Source organism: Algibacillus agarilyticus (genome assembly GCF_003286125.1).
GTDB lineage: Bacteria > Pseudomonadota > Gammaproteobacteria > Enterobacterales > Alteromonadaceae > Algibacillus > Algibacillus agarilyticus.
The window spans coordinates 1-20,311 of record NZ_QMED01000024.1; the positions used below are offsets into that span (position 1 = coordinate 1).

The window sequence follows — 20,311 nt, forward strand, 5'->3', positions numbered from 1 at the left end:
CTGGCTCGTTGGCTAATTCATCTGAAGTAGAAAGATTTTCGTCTTCTTCAAGTTCAAATTCAGGTAAGTCAAGCTCTTCATCTGAGTCTTCAAGCTCAAACTCGGATAGATCAATTTCGTCTTTGACTTCTATCTCAGAAGCATCTATATCACTCGTTGGCTCAGATAACTCTTCAACTGGCTCATCGCTAGATTCTTCTGTATCAGGAGTATTCTCATCATCTTCAAGTTCGAATTCTGATAAATCAATATCATTATCTGAATCAGTATCTAAATCGACAAGCTCTGATTCAGGCGTTTCAATATCACCTTCAGATTCTGAAGTTAACGCGGCTAGATCAATATCGTCATCTGAGTCTTCAAGCTCAAATTCGGATAGATCAATTTCGTCTTCGACTTCTATCTCAGAAGCATCTATATCACCCGTTGGCTCAGTTAACTCTTCAACCGGCTCGTCGGCTAATGCTTCTGTATCAGGAATACTCTCATCATCTTCAAGTTCGAATGCTTCTGTATCAGGAACACTCTCATCATCTTCAAGTTCGAATTCTACTAAATCAAGTTCATCATTGATTTCAGTACCTGCCTGAGGAGAATCTACATCATTATCTAGCTCTGTTAGTTCTTCAACTGGCTCGTTGGCTAATTCATTTGGAGAAGTATTTTCATCGTCTTTAAGTTCAATATTTTTATTGATTGACGAAGGAGAAGATATGAAACTATCGAGCAATTCACCCAAATAGACTTCATCTAATTCTGGACGCTCTGGCTCTGGCTCTGGCTCTGGCTCTGGCTCTGGCTCTGGCTCTGGCTCTGGCTCTGGCTCTGGCTCTGGCTCTGGCTCTGGCTCTGGCTCTGGCTCTGGCTCTGGCTCTGGCTCTGGCTCTGGCTCTGGCTCTGGCTCTGGCTCTGGCTCTGGCTCTGCAGGTGATTGTAAATCCATACTTTCTTCGTCAGAAAGCATTTCTTCATTTTCAGTTGAATTATCTTCAGCTTCAAGCTTTGGGCTAGTACCTACATTCTCCTCTTGCTCATCTTCTTTTAATAAGTCCTTAATTTCATCAGAGCTTATTTCATCAGGATTTGTTAGTTCTTGGTCATCGCTTGTTTCATCTAATAATGATTCAATATCATTTAAATCAAAGTCGTCAGCTAAATTATCATTATTTTCTTCATCAAATAACGCATTAATATCATCTTCATTTAACGAGTCACTATCCTCTAAGGACTGTTTTTGCTCTTCTTCAAGTAAACTATCAACATCTATATTCTCTAACGCATCGATATCATCAGTTTCGTCTTCATTTGAAGACACTACTTCAGCACTTGCTTGCTCATCAAGTAATGAGTCAATATCAAAATCATCTTCAATATCGTTAGTTTCGGCTGTTTCTGTATCCGCTTGCTCATCGATTAATGAATCAATATCAAAGTCATCTTCAATATCGTTAGCTTCGGCTGTTTCTGTATCCGCTTGCTCATCGATTAATAAATCAATATCAAAGTCATCTTCAATATCGTTAGTTTCGGCCGCTTCGGTTGTCTCTGTTTCCGCTTGCTCATCAATTAATGAATCAATATCAAAGTCATCTTCAATATCGTTAGTTTCGGCCGCTTCGGTTGTCTCTGTTTCCGCTTGCTCATCAATTAATGAATCAATATCAAAGTCATCTTCAATATCGTTATTAACGGCCGCTTCGGTTATTTCTGTATCCGCTTGCTCATCAATTAATGAATCAATATCAAAGTCATCTTCAATATCGTTAGCTTCAGCAGCTTCGGTTGTCTCTGTTTCCGCTTGCTCATCAATTAATGAATCAATATCAAAGTCATCTTCAATATCGTTAGCTTCAGCAGCTTCGGTTGTCTCTGTTTCCGCTTGCTCATCAATTAATGAATCAATATCAAAGTCATCTTCAACATCGTTAGTTTCTGATGCGCCTGTACCGGCTTGTTCATCAAGCAAAGAATCTATATCGAAATCCTCTTCGCTATCGGTATCAGGCTTCGCTTCATCAAGCAACGATTCAATGTCTATGTCAGTGTCTAGCTCATCTTCACTTATTGCTTCAGTGCGACTGCTATCACCGGCTGCCAACAATGCATCGATATCGTCATCATTCATATCTTCATTAGACGTTTCTGAATCTTCAGATAAGAAATCTTCAGCATCATCGTTGTCGATTTCAGGCGCCGTCGCTTCATCCAACAACGCATCTAATGAGGCTTGATCTAATTCAGATTCACCGGCTTCATCTGGTGAATCGACACCGGATAATAAATCATCAATATCAGATTGATCGACCGTTGCATTATCATCATCTTTTTCTTCTGGTCCTCCTCCATTCAATAACTCGTCTAATTCGTCCTGCGATAGTTCTTGTGGAGGCGCTTCTTCATCAACACTGTCTAGTAGTGCATCGATATCCGTTTCATCAACCGTATCATCACCACTTAATAAATCATCAATATCAGATTGATCAATTAAGCTATCACCATCATCACTTTCATCAATGGCTTCATCAGGGACCGATAATAAATCATCGTCATCATCTTCGTCATAAACCAGAATATCATCGAGATCATCGTCATCCTCCATAGGAGCCAGTAGGTCATCGTCGTCATCTTCATCTAAACGAATTGATTCTTCATCAGGTACAAGCAAATCATCAACCGCATCGTCTAAATCATCACCCATCAATAAGTCATCTTCTTGTAAACTTAAATCGAGATCAGGCGCGGCGGCAGCGCTGTTAGCATTAGCGGATGTAGGTGATTGAGGTTGAAAAATAGCTTCGGGTTCAGCGGTTTGCTTTTTTCGGAAGAAAATTAAAAAAGTCAGCCCCACAATCAGTAATACAGAAAATAAACACGTTAAGATCAGATACAGTAAATTATTACTAATAACCTGCCAAAGCTCAGCTAAAGGGTTTTTAGCAGACTCTTCTGCATCTCGTTTTTGTTCTTCTATAAATTGAGTTTGTTGAGCGAGCAACAATTCTATCTGTTGCTGTAATTCACTACCTTGACCCACTTGTGTCCGTAAATTTTTAACTTCTTCATCGACAGAGGTTAACCTGTTTTTCAATCTTTCATTTTCTTCGAGTAATACTTGGATACTTTCTAAAGAAACTGAAAATTGATCTTTCATTATTTTATATGAAGCAACCTGCTCCATTTGAAGAGCTTTTATCTTGCCTTCAAGCTGATCTTTCGCAACTTCAATATCCGCTTGTTTAGCATTGGTTTGACGTTTTTTTTCCGCAGGTGATGTTTTAGCCGCCGCAACACGGCGCATTTTATCCGCCCAAAGGTCGTCATCTAAATCAGATTTATTTTTTGCTGCGGTTTTATTTATTTTACGAATAGCAGAAACGGTTGGAATTTTTAAAGAGGCACCAGTGCGAATATGGTTAAGGTTGTTATCTAAGAAAGCTTCAGGGTTTGCTTGAAATATCGCAACCATCACTTGGTATGTCGATACACTTTTATCAGGTTTAACTTTTTCAGCAATGCGCCATAACGTGTCGCTTGAAAGAACAGGACCATATGCAGTGCCGCTTAAACCATTATCAGTTTCTTTATCACCTCGAATACGCATACCTTCTGCGTATGCATTATTGATGAATAAGCCAGTTGATAAGAAAAATTCCGAACTAATTATTGTGGCCAAAGCACACACTAACAAGATTCGTCTTATTAAGTGCATCATATTTATCCTGAAATTGACTTTTTGTGAGTCAATTATTTATTTAAAACCCAGCGTTTTTTTATTAATAAGCAAACACTGTTCCAGCTCGTCACTATATAGCAGATTATACACAGGGTCTAATTTAGCCCTTTTGTAATGCTTTTGCTAAATCTTCAGGTGTATCAATGCCCGCAGGCGGAACCACATGCGCTTGCTCAACATGAATTTTTTCGCCGTACCAAAGTACGCGCAGTTGCTCTAGTGATTCTATTTTTTCAAGTGCTGTCGGGTTCCATGTAATGTATTGTTTAACAAAACCAGCCCGATAAGCGTAGATACCAATGTGACGAGAATAGAATTCGCCTATTTCTTCAATGGTTTCTTTATTCATAAATCGCTGTCGATCATAAGGGATTGTCGACCGACTAAAATATAATGCGTAACCATCGTGATCGGTGACAACTTTCACTGCATTTGGGTTTAATGCTTCTTCAATATCTAAGATAGGCACTGATAAAGTTGCCATATTAATATGCGAACGTGACACTAAATTCTGAGCGACTTGTTCAATTATCGCTTGTGGGATAAAAGGTTCATCACCTTGTACATTAACGATTACTTCATTTGGCTCAAGGTTAGCCAGTTCAATAACTTCTGCAATTCGCTCCGTACCCGATTCATGCTTTGCCGATGTCATAATAACTTCAGCATCAAATGATTTAGCAACATCGGCAATGCGTTGATCATCAGTAGCAATAATAATACGCTCAGCTTGAGTTTTAACACATTTATCATAAACATGTTGAATCATTGGCTTACCTTGAATATCAACTAAAGGCTTACCCGGAAAGCGAGTTGAACCATATCGAGCAGGTATGACAATCGTATAACTCATAGCATTATTCCTTTTCAGCGAGTGTAATTACCCGAGCTTCATCCTCAATTAACACCGGTATCCCCTCTAGAATAGGATAAGCTAAATTAACGGCTTGGCTGATTAATTCATTTTTTTCAGCATCGTATTCAAGTTTGCCTTTGGCGACTGGACACGCAAGGATCTCTAATAATTTTTTATCGAAGTTCATATTTTTTAACTAAGCCTTGAATTTTGTTTTGTAGGGTCGATGTAAATGAATCGCTCACCACCGCTGAAATTGGTAAATACCAATAATTCTCAGTTGCAAAATGCCGACACTTCACGGCATCTTTCTCTGTCATAATGATACATTGATCATAGAGCTGACTAAAATCTGTTTTTTGATATTGATGGTGATCAATAAATTCTATTTTTTGATCAATATCGATACCGCATTCAGCTAACGACTGATAAAACCGTTGCGGGTTACCAATAGCAGAGACCGCCACGACAGCCCCCGATAAATTTGAAAAAACACGATTCGGATCTAATAAGTTGATAGGGGCTTGCGGCTTTATTTGCATATGATTGGGTCTATCATTTATGCCCGAATATAACGTCAAATCATGATCTTTAATCCGCCATTTCCCTTCTCTTAATGGTCCGGCTGGCAGTAAAAATCCATTTCCTAATTGTCGGTTTCCGTCGATAAGAATAACTTCTAAATCACGGTCTAACGCATAATGCTGTAGACCATCATCACTTATAATAATGTTGCAATTTGTATACTGAGTGATAAATGCGGCTGCTTTTGTTCTTTGTGGTGCAATGACGACAGGCACTTGTGCTTTCTCAAACAGCAATAAAGGTTCATCACCGACCTGCTCTGCGGTGTCTTTAGAAGATAGAAGGTGAGGAAAGGTTTTAATGTTGGCCTGATAACCACGAGAAACAATTGCCGGCTTTAGCCCCATTGATTTCAACAATTTGACTAGCCACAACGTAAAAGGCGTTTTACCGGTTCCCCCAACCGAGATATTACCAACGATAATAACCGGGATACCAGGATGGAATGTCGATAACAAATTGAAACGAAATAAAAGTCGTCGCAGGCTTGATAGTAAAAAAAACAAACCACTTAGCGGTAATAAGAGCCAAGTGATTAAATTAGGATTATACCAACTCGCTTCAATTTTACTCATTTACTCTACGCTGCTGTAAATTGCAAATCATGTAAGTTACGATAATGACCATTTAAAGCAAGTAACTCATTATGAGTGCCTTGTTCTATTATTTGTCCTTCATCAACCACAACAATTAAATTTGCATTTTCAATTGTTGATAGGCGGTGGGCAATGACTATCGCAGTGCGATCAGAGCGCAAGCGATCAATTGCTTCTTGGATATGTCGTTCTGATTCAGTATCTAAGGCCGAAGTAGCTTCATCTAAAATTAAAATAGGGGAGTTACGTAAAATAGCACGAGCAATCGCGATACGCTGCCTTTGGCCACCCGATAACATGACCCCGTTTTCACCAATTTCAGTATCTAAACCATTAGGCATATTATTAGCAAATTCATTAACATGAGCCGCTTGTGCTGCTGCAATTATTTGTTCATTGGTGACTTTATCGGCACTACCATAGGCAATATTATTTGCAATCGTGTCACTGAATAAGGTGACATGCTGCGATACCATCGCAAACTGCTTTCGCAATGATGTTAATTCAAACTCATTAATGTTCATTCCATCAATTAAAATTTGGCCTTCATCGTGATCATAAAAGCGGGTAATTAAATTAGACAGCGTTGATTTACCGCTGCCTGATTTCCCAACCAGAGCCACGGTTTGTCCAGATTTGATTGCCAGGTTAATATTTTTAAGTGCCGGCTTATCTTTATTCTGATAAGTAAAAGTTACATTATTAAATTCAATATTTCCGTTAACCCGTTTTATGACTTGCGTGCCTGTATCAACTTCTGTTTTTGAATCCAAAACCGCAAAAATACTATTACAAGCCGCTAACCCCTTTTGAAATTCACTGTTCACAGTGGTTAATTGTTTTAACGGACGTAGCATCATCATCATAAAAGTGAGTACAGTCGTGAATGTCCCTGTACTTAATTTATCTAAGAATTCAGGGTTACTCGCAATAATCAAAACCGCTGATAGCGCAAAAGACGCTAACACTTGAATAACCGCAACACTGGCCACTCGGGTTGTCACCAACTTTAATTGTTGTTGACGGCTTTCATTATTAACTTCAGAAAACTTTTCACCTTCAATTTTTTGCCCGCCATGTGTGATCACCACTTTATGGCTATTTAACATTTGTTCAGTCACGGTAGTTACACCACCAATGGCCGTTTGAATGCGCTGGCTAACCAGACGAAATCGTTTGCTGACATAACTAACGATAATACCAACAGCAGGGCCTAAAATTAAAAATATGAGTGATAATTGCCAACTCAAATAAAAGACCCAAGCTAACAAACCAATAACAAACGCGCCTTCGCGGATTAAAATAGTTAACGCTTTACTTGATGCATTATTAACTTGCTCAGTATCAAACGTTATTTTAGAAATCATTTCACCAGTCGAGTGCTGATCATGAAAACTGACCGGTAAAGCAATCAAGTGCTCAAATGTTTGTTGGCGCATTTTTGCCACAACTTTAGCACCGACCCAAGACAAAGCATAAGTACTAATAAAGTTAGCGACACCACGGAAGAAAAAGATCACGGGGATAGCAAGACCCATGTTAAAAAGCAATTCATGCTTTTTTTGTGTTAAACCTTCATCAATAAATTTTTCTATATTTGACAAAAAATAAACATCGATAGCGGCATAGGCTAACATGCCAATAATAGCGATAGAAAAGACGGTTCTATATTCTCGAATATAAGTTAATAAACGTAAAAAATTATTTTTGTGAGGTACTGAAACGTTTGAATCCTGCATCATGCAAATGGTACTTAATACTTTATCACCAAAAGATAGGCTCTATTCTAAAGGCATAAGGCAATCAATGTCACTTGTTAATTATCAGTTAATTATATTGTTTAATTTTTGAGCCACCAAGGATTAAACAAACGCCCCAATTGAGTCTCTATTGCTATTTTCTCCTCAAAAAGAGTAAAAGTAGTTTGGCCATTGTATGCCGTATCCCAAACGGGGTAGCCAGATAAACGCTTTACAACATCTGAATGAGGGTGGCCAAATCGATTATATAAACCTCGACTGAGTAACCAATGGTCTGCATTAACCAGATTAACAAACGCATCTGTCGTCGATGTTTTACTCCCATGATGAGGCACTAAGGCAAAAGTTGATGTTAACGTATCGTCATTAAACCGAGTGGCTAGTTCAAACTCGGCTTTACGCTCGATATCTCCCGTTAATAATAACGACATGCCCTCTTGGCTTACTTTCATAACACATGAGCTATTATTATCACTTAACCGTTGGGTTAGATGCTGATCAATCGAGTTTTGATTGGGCGCCAATACCTGCCAATCTAGGGCTAACCAAATAAATTGCGCAGGATAAATACAACGATTATTTTGAGGCGTGACTAATTCAGTAAATGGAAATTCATCTTTAATTTTTTGCAAACCGCCGGCATGATCATTATCTGAGTGACTAATAATAACAGCGTCTAACGTAAGTCCTTTTGCTTGAATATAAGGTAAAACGACAGCATCAATCATATTAAAACCACTAGCATAGGCCGCACCTGTATCATAAAGTACAGCATGATTTTCACGTTCAATTAAGACAGCAAGTCCTTGCCCTACATCAAATAATTGAATACGCCACCAGCGGTCATCTTCTATCGGAATGAGTAATAAACTGAATATAACACCGCCAAAAAATTTTAAATATTTATTTATCGGAAGCAAAATCAACCCGATAGAAAGAAAAGCACACCCAATAAATAAGGGGGAAAATTGAACGGATATAGCAGAAGATAATGAAGATGCATAGATAAGCACTCCCCATAATAATTCAAAACAATAATCAGCCGAGCTATATAACATATAGCTCAATGTAGGTTCAATAAAGGAAAGTAATAACCCAAGTAAGGCTAAAGGAATAACCGTAAATGACATCCAAGGTATCGCGAGAGGATTAACGATAAGGCTCAAGATTGAAAATTGCCCTAACACCCACCATTGAATCGGAATAAGTAAAACGCCGAGAGCCAATTGAATACCTAAAAATTGTCGCCAGTATAATGCCCAACCTTTAAAATGCAGTAATTTTCGCTTGGTAATCACCAAGCTAAACATAATGGCCGCTACCGCACCAAATGAAAGCCAAAAACCAACACTTAAGGGCGCAAAAGGATCATAAATTAAAACGCAAAACATCGCTAAATAAAAACGTAACGACCAACTTACCGGTTTAAAAAACAAATAACCGACAACAAAAACACTCAACATGATCAATGCACGAACAGTCGGGATCGCAAACCCCGAAAACCAAGCGAAAAAAATCGTCGCCACTAATGCAACAAGACTAGAAAATAAATAAATCTCGCCTTGCTTAAATACACACAAAGCCCATGCATTTATATTGGCCGATTTAAAATTCAAAATGAGCAAACTATATGCTTTGATAACAAGCAGGCTTAGCGTAAATGTCCAAGCAAATATTAAACTTAGATGTAAACCCGAAATAACCATTAAGTGCACAGTGCCGGTATTTTTAAGCACTAACCATTGGTCTTGAGAAATCGCCTGTTTATCACCCGTTAACAGAGCATACAGTAAAGCTTGTGAAGTAAAGGAATGCAGTGATTGCTTGATCTTTACATATTCATTTTCACGCCAATCCAATCCGTGCTCAATCACGGTAATGGCTTTAACATAACCTATCGCTTGTATTTTATGACTTACCAACCACTTTACATAATTGAAACCATATTGATTGTGCAGACCATTAATTGGTTTTAAACGCAAGGTTGCTTCTATTTTGTCGCCAACATTCAGCTTTTCTTCAAGTTTGTATGTATTAACCCGTAATTTTGCACTTAATGCTTGGTCATTTAGACTGATAGTTTGTAAAGTTAGCGTTTGATTCTGATTTGACTTAACCATTTGTGCCGTTACAAATGCCGTAACTTGCACATCTTTTGCAATATCTTGCGCTTTAACTTGCCAGCTAAGGTAGTTATTTGTAAAAATAGCGCAGATTATAAAACCAACGGTGAAACTACTTGTTATTTTAGCTTTATTTATGAGCAGCACACTTAAGATAAGTAAAATAATAAGAATGTAATAAGGCGCTTGTATAACAGGTGAAAAATTAGCGGTTACCCAACCCATTATTATCGCTAACAGACACTTTTCCATGTGACACCTCTAAATAATATTAGGTAATGCGCAACTATGCCCAAAAAATTGATAAAACGAATTCTTCCGGACCACGAAACCATTAAAAAAAATAAATCATTGAAAATGTTTGGCCCGGTTTTAAACAATCCAAATTTGTGGTGTTTAAATCGCCGTTCAGTTTCAGGCGCTTTTGCCTTAGGCTTATTTAATGCGTTTATACCCGTGCCTTTTCAAATGTGGCTTTCTGCATTGGGGGCAATTACTTTTAAGGTTAATTTACCTCTGTCAATTGCGCTAGTTTGGATCACGAATCCTTTAACTATCCCCCCTATGTTTTATTTTTGTTATATTGTCGGTGAATGGGTTCTTGGTGATAGTGGGCATGAATTTGCTTATGAAATGAGCTGGGAATGGCTAACTAATAGTATTTCCACTATTGGCCCCACATTTTTAACCGGTTGTTTAGTTTGTGCGACCTTTTTCTCTATCGTAGGTTACTTTGGCATTAATATATTGTGGCGACACAGTGTAAGAAAAAACTGGGCCAAACGAAAATTGCGCGTAGCTCATGCCGTATAACCTTAAAATGAGATTAAGTGATTAATTCAATATTAATCACTTAATCAATGTAAAAAGCAACATAATGAATCCCCCCACTATTCTCTCAAGAAAACTTGTAACACATGTAATGATTTGTAAAATAAAGCAGTTTAAACTCACATTTTTACTTAAATTAGTTACACTTAAAAAGGTGTATACCCAGCTCGCTGCAACACACAGGAGCCAGTGCGAATTTAAATTTATTTAAGCACGGCTTCCTGTTCACGCTAAGCACCTTGGTCCTGCAGGCGAGGCAAATAGGTGCAAGTTTAACTAATGGGTTAAATTAAGTCGGTTTAATGCAGCATAAATCAATTTATAGCCTACCGAAATAAAGTCTCTTAGCAGATGTTACTTCGGCATTAAAATCACTTGAGCATATTGGTTTAAGCGCTTAATAAACTGTCAATTGTAGGATTTTAGTCATGATCAAATTAATCTTTTTTATCAGCTTAACAATCAATTTAATAAGCTGTGCGCAGCTGCCAACAGAGAAAAAAATACCATCAATCAGTGATATTTTAGCCGAAAAAACCCAACAAGATGGCAGGGTTTGTATTGATAAAAGTGATATTAAAGGGTTTGGTACGGGTCCTTTCGACACTTTATTTGTCGATGGTAACCGCGATGAGTATTATATTATCACGACTCGCTTATCTTGTTTTTCTTTAGATACCGCCTTTCAAATCGGTTTTGAATCACGGAGTTATCAGATTTGTGGTAATCGAACAGATTCGATTGTGACAGCCGATTATAAATGCCCAATAGGTAAAATATTTAAACTTGAAAGCCGAAAAAAAGCACATGATTTAATGGATGAAGCGCAAGCAATACGTGAGTCAATGATGGAATAAACGACGGCTATAAAAAACGCTCTACTTATAGAGCGTTTGTAGTGTTATGCGTTAAATAAGCAAATCAGTTTATTTGTCGCGACGTAACTCGGCTTTTCGTACCGCTTTTCGAATGCGGTTTGATTTAATGACATCGACTTTATTACTACGAGGTAATTCTTTACGTGCTTCAATCGGCCCCATTTTAACGGTTTTTCGCAAATAATTAACTTCTTTACTATCAAGTTCAGCCCAGCCACCTAATGGTAATGAGCGTGGCATTTTTATATCACCATAACGAATACGCGTTAAGCGACTCACGACTACTTCTACCGCTTCCCACATGCGTCGAACTTCACGGTTTCGGCCTTCAGATAATGTAACATGATACCAACGATTTAATCCCTCTCCGCCTTGGCGAGAGAGCTTAGAAAACTTAGCCGGACCATCTTCTAATTGCACGCCAGTTCGTAATTTTTGTGCCATACCATCGGTCACTTCACCAAATACACGAACAGCATATTCTCGTTCAATTTCATGTGATGGATGCATTAATCGATTAGCTAATTCACCATCTGTCGTAAATAGAAGCAAACCTGAAGTATTGATATCTAAACGCCCCACTGCTATCCATCGACCACCAGGCATACGAGGCAATCGATCAAATACCGTTTTTTTATGCTCAGGATCAGAGCGGCTACAGATCTCACCTTCAGGTTTATTATAAACAAGCACACGACATGGTATTGATTCAGCGGTTTGATAACGAATTTGTTTGCCATCAACACGCAATGTATCACCTTCACCAACACGAACACCCAACGTGGCTATTTCGCCATTAATACTAACGCGACCTTCAGCAATCACACGTTCCATTTCACGTCGTGAGCCGATACCGGCTCTCGCTAATACTTTTTGTAATTTTTCAGACATTATCGGATTCTCCCGAATCGGATTGAGTAACTACTTGACTATTTTCTATAGCCGTTTCGTTACTTAAATTAAACATAGTCGGCGCAACCTCTTGTAACACCGGTAAATCTTGCAACGATTCTAAACTAAAATAGTCTAAAAATGCAGAAGTCGTTGAAAATAATGCCGGGCGACCAGGAATTTCTTTATGACCGACGACTTTTATCCAACCTCGTTCTTGCAAACTGCGCATAATATTTGAACTAACAGCAACCCCTCGTATATCTTCAATTTCGCCTCGCGTGATCGGCTGTTTGTATGCAATTAAAGAGAGTGTTTCAAGCATAGCTCTGGAGTATTTAGGTGCTTTTTCAACCCAAAGTTTACCTAACCACGGGCTTAGTTCGCTTCGCGTTTGAAAACGATATCCTGTCGCAACTTTGGCCAATTCAATTCCATGTTCGTGATAACTTGTTTGTATATCAGTGATCAATTCAATGACGTAATTAACGGTTAAATTAAATTCACTTAATACGGTTTGCCGGAGATCATCCACACTGAGCGGTTTACCGGCAGAAAAAATAGCCGCTTCTATTATTTGGCTATAATGTTTTTTTCGTTTTGCTTTTATTGGCATGTTAACGAGTCAACTCAACAGTATTAGGTTTGCTTGCCATGACCCGCTCAATCGTATCCACTATCGTTTGCGTTTGAGTATCAATTTCAACATTAACCTTGTGCCCCACTCGCAACTTATCAAAATTAGTGATGTTTAATGTTTCAGGTATTAAATGAACGTAAAACGAATTAGGGCTCACCTCCCCTAACGTTAAACTACAACCATTTAAGCCAATGTAGCCTTTATACATAATGTATTTTTGCCACTCTGGTGAAATAGAAAATTCAATCGAGAAGGCTTTTTCGGCTTGAGTAATCGATACAACGGTCGCTTGGGTATGAATGTGTCCAGATAATAAATGCCCACCAATATCATCGCCAAAACGGGCTGCGCGCTCCACATTAACCCAACCTTGAACACCAAGATCATCTAAATTAGTTAAACGCAATGATTCCGGAATAACATCAAAGCTTAATAACAATGCGTAATTAAAAGCGGTAATATCACATACGGTTAAACACACCCCGTTAAGTGCGACACTCGCCCCCAATGTAATATTGCCAGCATAATCCGCATCGAGCAAAATACTAAAACGCTTGCCATAATCTTTCACGTCAACCGATTGCAATTGTGTTTCTAATTTAACAATGCCTGTAAACATACTTACTTAAATACCTTATATTTTTATCTGACCCAGCGTAGAATGCAGCTTCGTAAACCAAAACCAAATATTCAACTTAATTTATTACTATTTTAGCAAAAATAGCCAATAGATATCGTCAATTGAACTTAAATATAGTCAAAGCGATCGGGTTTTAGGGGGAAGCCGTCAAAGCTACCGCGTCCTGCTCTCGCCCCTTACCTGCATCCATGCAGGCAAGCTTCGAGACCCCATATGCATATGCTCTACTATGTGATTGGGGCCGCCTAAATGGATTTAGGTGTTAGAACGACGCAGGAGCCAAAGTCGAGAGTAAGCGCTGACAATGAACCATAAAACCTGAGCGAGAAGACTATAACTTAAGTTCTTAAATAAACCCATTTTAATAGCGTGGATTTTAGTTATATGACATTACGAGTGCAAGCCAAGCGCATCATTCTTCTTGCCTGGCCTATCGTCATCACCCAGCTTGCGTTATCTGGCATGGTAACTATCGACACGATTATGGCTGCAGATTTTGCTTCAATCGATATGGCAGCATTAGGTACATCTTTAGGTATTTGGCATCCTATTTCGCTTTTTACGTTAGGCGTGATCACCGTTTTCAGTCCCATATTATCGCGTGACTTTGGTAGCCGAAATAAGGCTAATTCAAATATTCATTTTAGCAATGCGCTGCTAATTACATTTGGCTTATCTATTTTTAGTGTTTTGCTCATGCTGGGTAAAACACCTTTACTTAATTTGCTCGATCTTGAACCAAACATGCTCATTATCATGCATGAGTATTTATTCTATTTAATGCTGAGCTTGCCTGGCTTTTGCTTTCTCATTTTATTTAGAACCCTGAATGAAGCCATGGGCAATACACGTTTGATCATGTATTTGCAGATAGGAGCGTTAATTTTAAACATACCACTTAATGCTATTTTTATTCATGGTTATGCGGGTATTGAAGCGATGGGCGGCGCAGGAGCCGGACTCGCCACAGCCTTAATTAATTATGTAATGTTATTTGTCTTAATGTATATCAGCTTTAGAAAAAGTAACTGCCAGTTCTATATTAATGATTTAACGTATGCTCATATTAGTCGAGCTAAGATAACCGAATTTTTAAAGTTAGGTTTACCTATTGGTATTACCCTCTTTTTTGAAATAGCATTATTTGGCGCAATAGCCCTCGCCATTGGCACTTATGGCGTTGATGCCGCTGCCGCGCATCAAATAGCCATTAGCTTTGCCTCTAACATGTATATGCTACCTTTAAGCTTAAGTATTGCGACAAGTGTAGTGATAGGGCAATTAATCGGTGAAGAGCAGCCTAATGCGGCGATAACAGCAGCTAAATCAGGTATTTTACTCGCATTAAGTATTGCTGTCATAACTGCATCCGTTACACTATTTGGTCGTCAGTACGTATCATTACTTTATACTAATGACCCCGATGTGATCGCTGTCGCACTGGCTTTATTAATCTGGGCGGCCGTTTTTCAATTATCCGATGCGATCCAATCGGTAACACTAGGCGCCTTACGTGGGTTTAAAGATACACATATTCCGATGGTTTATACCTTGATATCATACTGGTTAATTGGTTTTCCGATTGGATGGTTACTTGCCGAAACCACGCTATTAACGAGCCAACCTTTAGGCTTACATGGATACTGGGCGGGGTTATTAATTAGTTTAACTAGCGCAGCCATATTATTATCGCAGCGTTTATTTAAAATCATTAAACATAACCAACATTTACTCATCAATACTGAGTACTCACTAAGGTAGTTCATAGCCAATACTCACCTTTAGTCGTTTGTTAGCAAGTCAATTAATTTACGCTAAAACCGCGTTAAGCAGTTGGCTTGGTAAAGTCTAATTTGTTATCATTGCCAGCCATTTTTTATGAACCCCCCTGTCTTTTTTAGGAATATGATTGCATGAGCCTTGCAGATAAAGTTTTAGCGGTTAATGATGACCTCCCGATACGTACCCATAAACCAGTCCATAGCGGTAAAGTGCGCTCAGTATATTGGTTAACCGACGAAGACAGCCAACGCTTAATAAAAGAAAAAGGCTACGACGTGCGGCCTGACGCCCCACTCGCTATCATGGTGATAAGTGATCGTATATCAGCTTTTGATTGTATTTGGCAAGGTGAAGGTGGAATGAAAGGCGTGCCTGGTAAAGGGGCAGCACTTAATGCGGTATCAAACCATTGGTTTAAATTATTTAAAGAAAACGGCTTAGCCGACAGCCACATTTTAGATATTCCTCATCCATTTGTTTGGATCGTACAAAAAGCTAAACCCGTAAAAATAGAAGCTATTTGTCGTCAATATATTACGGGGTCAATGTGGCGAGCTTACACGAAAGGCGAGCGTGACTTTTGTGGAATTAAGCTGCCAGAAAACCTCAACAAAGATCAAAAACTAGAAGAGATTTTAATTACACCTTCGACTAAGGGTATTTTAACAAATATTCCTAACGTGCCAGAAGTAGACGATGTCAATATTACCCGTGATGATATTATTAATAATTTTTCAGCGTTTAACTTTAATCAAATTGAAGACATCGCGTTATATGAAAAATTATTAAAAGAAGGCTTTGCCGTAATCAGTAATGCGCTAAGTCAAATTGAGCAAATTTTTGTAGATACTAAGTTTGAGTTTGGCTATGTAAGTGACACTCAAGGTAACGAAAAGTTAATTTACATGGATGAAGTTGGCACACCTGATTCATCAAGAATATGGGATAAAGCCAGTTATGATGCAGGTAAGATAGTCGAAAATTCGAAAGAGGGTTTCCGCCAATTGCTGTTAAACCACTTCCCTGATCCAGATATTTTATTAAACAAAGACCGTATGAATGAGCGAACAGCATTAGCGTTAAACAATCCGCTTCCTGTTGATGTGCTCATGCAAGTTTCAGAAACCTATGTGGCAATCGCTGAGAAAATTACAGGTGAGAAACTCACACTATCGGATAATCCCAAAGCCGAAATTATTAAGGTGCTGAAGCAAGAATACGGTTTAATCGATTAGTCGTTTAAGCGTATATACTTAGGTCAATCGTGGTCATTGTAAAAACCACCATTGACCTAAGTTAAAAGCTAAACCTGCTTACCAAATTTGCGTAAACGCGCTGCCTTTATCTCTTTTCTTTTGTGGCACGGCCGATTTAGCAGTCCCTAGATATAAAAATCCGACTATTTCATCTTCTGCTTTTAATTTAAACTGTTGTTTTACATGGGCATCATACGCTAATGCGCCTGAACGCCAAATACCGTCAAAACCCTGAGCTACCGCCGCCATCTGCATTGCATGCACACAACAACCTGCGGTTAAAAGCTGCTCCTGTCTCGGTATTTTAGTGCTTTCTTTAATATCAGCGATGATGGCAATCACTAAAGGTGCTCTTAACGGCATCAATTTAGCTTTCTCAACCAGATCAGGTGCCGCTTTTTGTAATTCGGCCGCTTCGGCAAAAATTTCCCCTAAATCACATAACGCCTGATCTTGAAAAACGATAAAACGCCACGGTTTTAATGCACCATGATCTGGAACACAAACAGCCGCATCTAAAATAATATCTAATTGTTCAGTAGAAGGAGCCGGTTCCATTAATTGATTAAATGAATTGCGTTGTAGTAATAATTCTAAAGCTTGCATATAAAAACCTATTTAGAGCGATTAAGCAGACATCACGTCATCACGAGATGGTTTATCAGATAAAGACGTAGCACCTTGTGCACAAAATATATCTTTGTGAGCTACGTATAAAGAACAGATAGTGATGGGTAAGACAATCAGTAGCCCTAACCCTAAGGGTATAAACGAAATGAAAAACAGGGCAGCAAAAACTAAACCAAAAGCCGTTAAGGGCATCGTATTTAATATACAGGCTTTAAAGCTAAAAACCATTGCTTGATAAGCGGATACTTGCGAATGTAAAACCACAATAATGGGTGAAAAAATAAAGGCCATAGCTGGAATGAGATAAACACATAAGCCAATTAGCGTGTTATACATAAACTCACTCAGCTGTTCTGGAGTTGGCGGCGTTTCAGAAAATAACGGTTGAGCAGACTCACCTACAATAGGATAAAAAATAGCCATTGCAACAATTGAATTTATAATGCATAACACACCAAGCGGTAGCGCAGAATGCTTCAATGAATTAAGTACCGCCATTAAATCAAATGGCTGATCTTGATCACGTTGTTGAGCTACAACATAAATACCACTGGCTAAAACAGATGCAATCAAAGAACCAATATACGGTATAAAACTTAATAACATCATGCCACCAAGATAGGCCATATATCCAATAACCCACCAAAGTGCATTCTTTTTAAATAAATCAAAACCTTGGCCAAGCCATTCAAACCCTTGCTTAAAAGCAAAAGTTTTAATTTCGAATGTAAATTGATTCGCTGACGATTTATGCTCTGTAGGCTGTTCCATTAAAAGGCCTTTCTAAATATATAATTAACGTTTAGGCCATAGATATTTAGCAAGCGCAGGTAACACTAAAATTGCACCAAGCATGTTTACAACAAACATAAAGGTTAATAAAACCCCCATATCGACTTGAAATTTTAACGTTGAAAATAACCACGTACTCACACCAATAGCCAGCGTAAGACCGGTAAATATAACTGCGCTGCCCCGTTCTTTAAGGGCTTCTATATATGACGCTTGTACACTGTAGCCTTGGTTAAGATAAATAATCATGGTTGATAGAATATAAATACCATAATCAACACCAATACCGACACCCAGCGCAATTACCGGCAGAGTATAGACAGTTAAACCAATTTGTAAATACGTCATCAAAGCTTGGGCTAACGTAGACACAACATATAATGGCACAATAACCGCGATTGTTGCTTTAAGCGATTTAAAGCTAATCAAACACAAAAAGATGACGGCTCCGTATACATACAACATCATAGGCGTTTGTGCTTCGGTAACCGCTTCATTGGTTGCTGCCATGACACCTACGGGTCCAGAGGCTAACCTAAAGTTGATCCCACTGTGCTCAAACTGTGTTTTTTGCTGTTTAATCTCATTTATCACTCGCTCAATAGTTTCAGCTTTATGATCGGCTAAAAATAAAATAATGGGCATAGCGCTACAATCGCCATTTAATAAGCCACTGTTTGTTGGAACACGTGAGACCGACTGAGCGAGTGTTGCTTGATTTTTAGAGATTACACGCCATTTAGGGTTGGCTTCGTTATAACCAGCATTAATAATTTTAGCAACCGACGTTAAACTAATTGATGACTGTACACCTTCAACATTAGATAACCGCCATTGAAAATCATCGATAGCCGACATTTTTTCATAAGAAGTACAGGCGTCAGGTGATGTTTCGGCGATCACCGATAATATATCAACACTAACAGAGTACTTTTCGGTAATTAAAAAGGTATCTTGGTTGTAGCGTGAGGTTTCATGTAACGCAGGGGCTCCTGCATGTAAATCCCCTACTTTCATTCCTTGTGCGTACCAAAAACCCGCAACAAATAATGTAAAAGTCATGGCTATCGCGATGGTAGCAATTGGAAGGCGGGTTAAACTCGCTAAGCGAACCCACAATTTCTCATTGCTGTTTTGAGGCGCTTGCAAATTAGATAAATCAAGGTAAGACGCCAATACGGGCAGAAAGATCAAATTAGTTAATATAATCACCCCAACACCGATCGACGCAGAAATCGCCAGTTCGCGAATAATGCCAATATCTATGCTTAATATGGTTAAAAAGCCGATAGAATCAGAAACTAAGGCAATAAAACCAGGGATAATCAATGCTTTAAAAGCATTAGAACAGGCTAACTGAGTCGATTTCGATTTATGGTAATCTTTAGCAATTGCATTGATCATTTGCACACCATGGCTCACACCAATCGCAAAAATCAAGAATGGCAATAAAATAGACATTGGGTCTATGCCGAAACCAAGTAATGACAGCAACCCAACTTTCCAAATAATCGCAATCAAAGAGCAAACAATGGGAAAAACAGCAAGTTTAATAGAACGACAAAATAAATAAACTAATAGCGTCGTAATAATAATGGCAAACAAGAAAAACAAAATAACGCCTTTTGCCCCTTCGGCGACATCACCAACCATTTTGGCAAACCCAATAATATGAACGGTTATACCCTGTTTTTCATATTTTTGCCTAATATCGCTTTCTAATTGCTTGGCGATCTCAATGGTATCAAGCGCATCACCGGTTTGCGGATCAAACTCCATTAACTGGGCACTGACCATCGCACAGCTATAATCGTTTGACACTAATCGACCAACTTTACCTGACTTTTCCACATTCTGTTTAACGGTTTCTAATCCGGCTTCATCAGCTTGAAAATCAGCAGGAATGACTGGACCACCCGCAAAACCATCTTCAACCACTTCAGTGAACCTAACAGCGGGTGAAAACAATGAATTCACACTTACCCGATTCACTCCGGGTATAAAAAAGAGCTGGTCGTGAACGTTTTTCAACGTCGAGAAAAAAGAAGCATTGTAGATATCATCTGAAGGGTCACACAACGAAATCAATATGTTATTCGCTCCTCCAAAATCTTGTTGATAATCTAAATACGTTTTCATGTATTCATGTTGCAACGGAATATTTTTGGTAAAAGCAGCATCTAATTTTATTTGTGCCGCGTGGTAGGCAAAAAACAGTGTAAACAGACTAAAAACAACGACAACCGCTTTTTTTTGTTTAAATAACATCATTTCGATAAAAGTAACTAAACGAGAAAATTGCATATAAAAACCTAAAT

At 38.6% G+C, this 20,311-nt stretch carries 16 protein-coding genes; 4 read left to right on the top strand and 12 right to left on the bottom strand.

Going from position 1 to position 20,311, the window contains the following annotated elements; genetic code table 11:
• The 6 genes from DPX34_RS16070 to DPX34_RS16095 form a co-directional block, all read right to left on the bottom strand.
• Positions 1 to 3,712 (bottom strand): FimV/HubP family polar landmark protein (locus tag DPX34_RS16070; protein WP_332872831.1); only part of this gene is annotated, 3,712 nt, incomplete at its 3' end.
• A 121-nt stretch (positions 3,713 to 3,833) separates the two neighbouring features.
• On the bottom strand, positions 3,834 to 4,586 hold the full coding sequence (gene kdsB / locus DPX34_RS16075) for a 3-deoxy-manno-octulosonate cytidylyltransferase (RefSeq protein WP_111979471.1): 753 nt from the start codon (positions 4,584 to 4,586) through the stop codon (positions 3,834 to 3,836).
• Between the two features lie 4 nt (positions 4,587 to 4,590).
• Positions 4,591 to 4,776: a Trm112 family protein gene (locus DPX34_RS16080; RefSeq protein ID WP_111979472.1), complete on the bottom strand. Its 186-nt coding sequence runs from the start codon at positions 4,774 to 4,776 to the stop codon at positions 4,591 to 4,593.
• The gene (gene lpxK, locus DPX34_RS16085) at positions 4,763 to 5,749 is read right to left on the bottom strand and encodes a tetraacyldisaccharide 4'-kinase (protein ID WP_111979473.1); all 987 of its coding nucleotides are present in this window, start codon (positions 5,747 to 5,749) and stop codon (positions 4,763 to 4,765) included. Before lpxK ends, DPX34_RS16080 begins: the two co-directional genes overlap by 14 nt.
• 5 nt (positions 5,750 to 5,754) lie before the next feature.
• Complete coding sequence (gene msbA, locus DPX34_RS16090) at positions 5,755 to 7,509, bottom strand: lipid A export permease/ATP-binding protein MsbA (RefSeq protein WP_111979531.1); 1,755 nt, start codon at positions 7,507 to 7,509, stop codon at positions 5,755 to 5,757.
• A gap of 101 nt (positions 7,510 to 7,610) precedes the next feature.
• Positions 7,611 to 9,905 (bottom strand): DNA internalization-related competence protein ComEC/Rec2, encoded by a 2,295-nt coding sequence (locus tag DPX34_RS16095; protein WP_111979474.1) that lies wholly within the window; start codon positions 9,903 to 9,905, stop codon positions 7,611 to 7,613.
• 36 nt (positions 9,906 to 9,941) lie between these two features.
• Here DPX34_RS16095 and DPX34_RS16100 point away from each other — a divergent pair, with 36 nt between their 5' ends.
• Both DPX34_RS16100 and DPX34_RS16105 read left to right on the top strand, forming a co-directional pair.
• The gene (locus tag DPX34_RS16100) at positions 9,942 to 10,466 is read left to right on the top strand and encodes a DUF2062 domain-containing protein (protein ID WP_111979475.1); all 525 of its coding nucleotides are present in this window, start codon (positions 9,942 to 9,944) and stop codon (positions 10,464 to 10,466) included.
• A 446-nt stretch (positions 10,467 to 10,912) separates the two neighbouring features.
• Positions 10,913 to 11,341, top strand: a complete 429-nt coding sequence (locus DPX34_RS16105) for a DUF6491 family protein (RefSeq protein WP_111979476.1) — start codon at positions 10,913 to 10,915, stop codon at positions 11,339 to 11,341.
• 69 nt (positions 11,342 to 11,410) lie between these two features.
• On the opposite strand, the gene rluB is transcribed toward DPX34_RS16105, so the two are convergent.
• From rluB to DPX34_RS16120, 3 genes are read right to left on the bottom strand one after another with little or no spacing between them, the layout of a single operon-like run.
• Positions 11,411 to 12,253: a 23S rRNA pseudouridine(2605) synthase RluB gene (rluB, locus tag DPX34_RS16110; protein ID WP_111979477.1), complete on the bottom strand. Its 843-nt coding sequence runs from the start codon at positions 12,251 to 12,253 to the stop codon at positions 11,411 to 11,413.
• Positions 12,246 to 12,863: an SMC-Scp complex subunit ScpB gene (gene scpB, locus DPX34_RS16115; RefSeq protein WP_438938523.1), complete on the bottom strand. Its 618-nt coding sequence runs from the start codon at positions 12,861 to 12,863 to the stop codon at positions 12,246 to 12,248. The genes rluB and scpB overlap by 8 nt, the downstream gene beginning before the upstream one ends.
• A gap of 7 nt (positions 12,864 to 12,870) precedes the next feature.
• A complete protein-coding gene (locus tag DPX34_RS16120) occupies positions 12,871 to 13,512 on the bottom strand; it encodes a riboflavin synthase subunit alpha (RefSeq protein WP_111979479.1) in 642 nt (213 codons plus the stop codon).
• 405 nt (positions 13,513 to 13,917) lie between these two features.
• Between DPX34_RS16120 and DPX34_RS16125 the strand changes: the two genes are divergently transcribed.
• Both DPX34_RS16125 and DPX34_RS16130 read left to right on the top strand, forming a co-directional pair.
• Positions 13,918 to 15,294, top strand: coding sequence for an MATE family efflux transporter (locus DPX34_RS16125; RefSeq protein WP_111979480.1), 1,377 nt, complete (start codon positions 13,918 to 13,920; stop codon positions 15,292 to 15,294).
• Positions 15,295 to 15,446: 152 nt separating this feature from the next.
• Complete coding sequence (locus tag DPX34_RS16130; RefSeq protein WP_111979481.1) at positions 15,447 to 16,550, top strand: phosphoribosylaminoimidazolesuccinocarboxamide synthase; 1,104 nt, start codon at positions 15,447 to 15,449, stop codon at positions 16,548 to 16,550.
• 78 nt (positions 16,551 to 16,628) lie between these two features.
• On the opposite strand, the gene DPX34_RS16135 is transcribed toward DPX34_RS16130, so the two are convergent.
• From DPX34_RS16135 to DPX34_RS16145, 3 genes are read right to left on the bottom strand one after another with little or no spacing between them, the layout of a single operon-like run.
• On the bottom strand, positions 16,629 to 17,177 hold the full coding sequence (locus tag DPX34_RS16135; RefSeq protein ID WP_111979482.1) for an NAD(P)H nitroreductase: 549 nt from the start codon (positions 17,175 to 17,177) through the stop codon (positions 16,629 to 16,631).
• A gap of 21 nt (positions 17,178 to 17,198) precedes the next feature.
• Positions 17,199 to 17,972, bottom strand: a complete 774-nt coding sequence (locus DPX34_RS16140; RefSeq protein WP_111979483.1) for a BPSS1780 family membrane protein — start codon at positions 17,970 to 17,972, stop codon at positions 17,199 to 17,201.
• Positions 17,973 to 17,996: 24 nt separating this feature from the next.
• Entirely contained in the window at positions 17,997 to 20,297 is a 2,301-nt protein-coding gene (locus DPX34_RS16145; protein ID WP_111979484.1) for an efflux RND transporter permease subunit, read from the bottom strand.
• Positions 20,298 to 20,311 lie beyond the last annotated feature (14 nt).

Coding starts and splice junctions, on each gene's coding strand:
- kdsB (WP_111979471.1), bottom strand. CDS start 4,586: ATGAGTTATACGATTGTCATACCTGCTCGATATGGTTCAACTCGCTTT.
- DPX34_RS16080 (WP_111979472.1), bottom strand. CDS start 4,776: ATGAACTTCGATAAAAAATTATTAGAGATCCTTGCGTGTCCAGTCGCC.
- lpxK (WP_111979473.1), bottom strand. CDS start 5,749: ATGAGTAAAATTGAAGCGAGTTGGTATAATCCTAATTTAATCACTTGG.
- msbA (WP_111979531.1), bottom strand. CDS start 7,509: ATGCAGGATTCAAACGTTTCAGTACCTCACAAAAATAATTTTTTACGT.
- DPX34_RS16095 (WP_111979474.1), bottom strand. CDS start 9,905: ATGGAAAAGTGTCTGTTAGCGATAATAATGGGTTGGGTAACCGCTAAT.
- DPX34_RS16100 (WP_111979475.1), top strand. CDS start 9,942: ATGCCCAAAAAATTGATAAAACGAATTCTTCCGGACCACGAAACCATT.
- DPX34_RS16105 (WP_111979476.1), top strand. CDS start 10,913: ATGATCAAATTAATCTTTTTTATCAGCTTAACAATCAATTTAATAAGC.
- rluB (WP_111979477.1), bottom strand. CDS start 12,253: ATGTCTGAAAAATTACAAAAAGTATTAGCGAGAGCCGGTATCGGCTCA.
- DPX34_RS16120 (WP_111979479.1), bottom strand. CDS start 13,512: ATGTTTACAGGCATTGTTAAATTAGAAACACAATTGCAATCGGTTGAC.
- DPX34_RS16125 (WP_111979480.1), top strand. CDS start 13,918: ATGACATTACGAGTGCAAGCCAAGCGCATCATTCTTCTTGCCTGGCCT.
- DPX34_RS16130 (WP_111979481.1), top strand. CDS start 15,447: ATGAGCCTTGCAGATAAAGTTTTAGCGGTTAATGATGACCTCCCGATA.
- DPX34_RS16135 (WP_111979482.1), bottom strand. CDS start 17,177: ATGCAAGCTTTAGAATTATTACTACAACGCAATTCATTTAATCAATTA.
- DPX34_RS16140 (WP_111979483.1), bottom strand. CDS start 17,972: ATGGAACAGCCTACAGAGCATAAATCGTCAGCGAATCAATTTACATTC.
- DPX34_RS16145 (WP_111979484.1), bottom strand. CDS start 20,297: ATGCAATTTTCTCGTTTAGTTACTTTTATCGAAATGATGTTATTTAAA.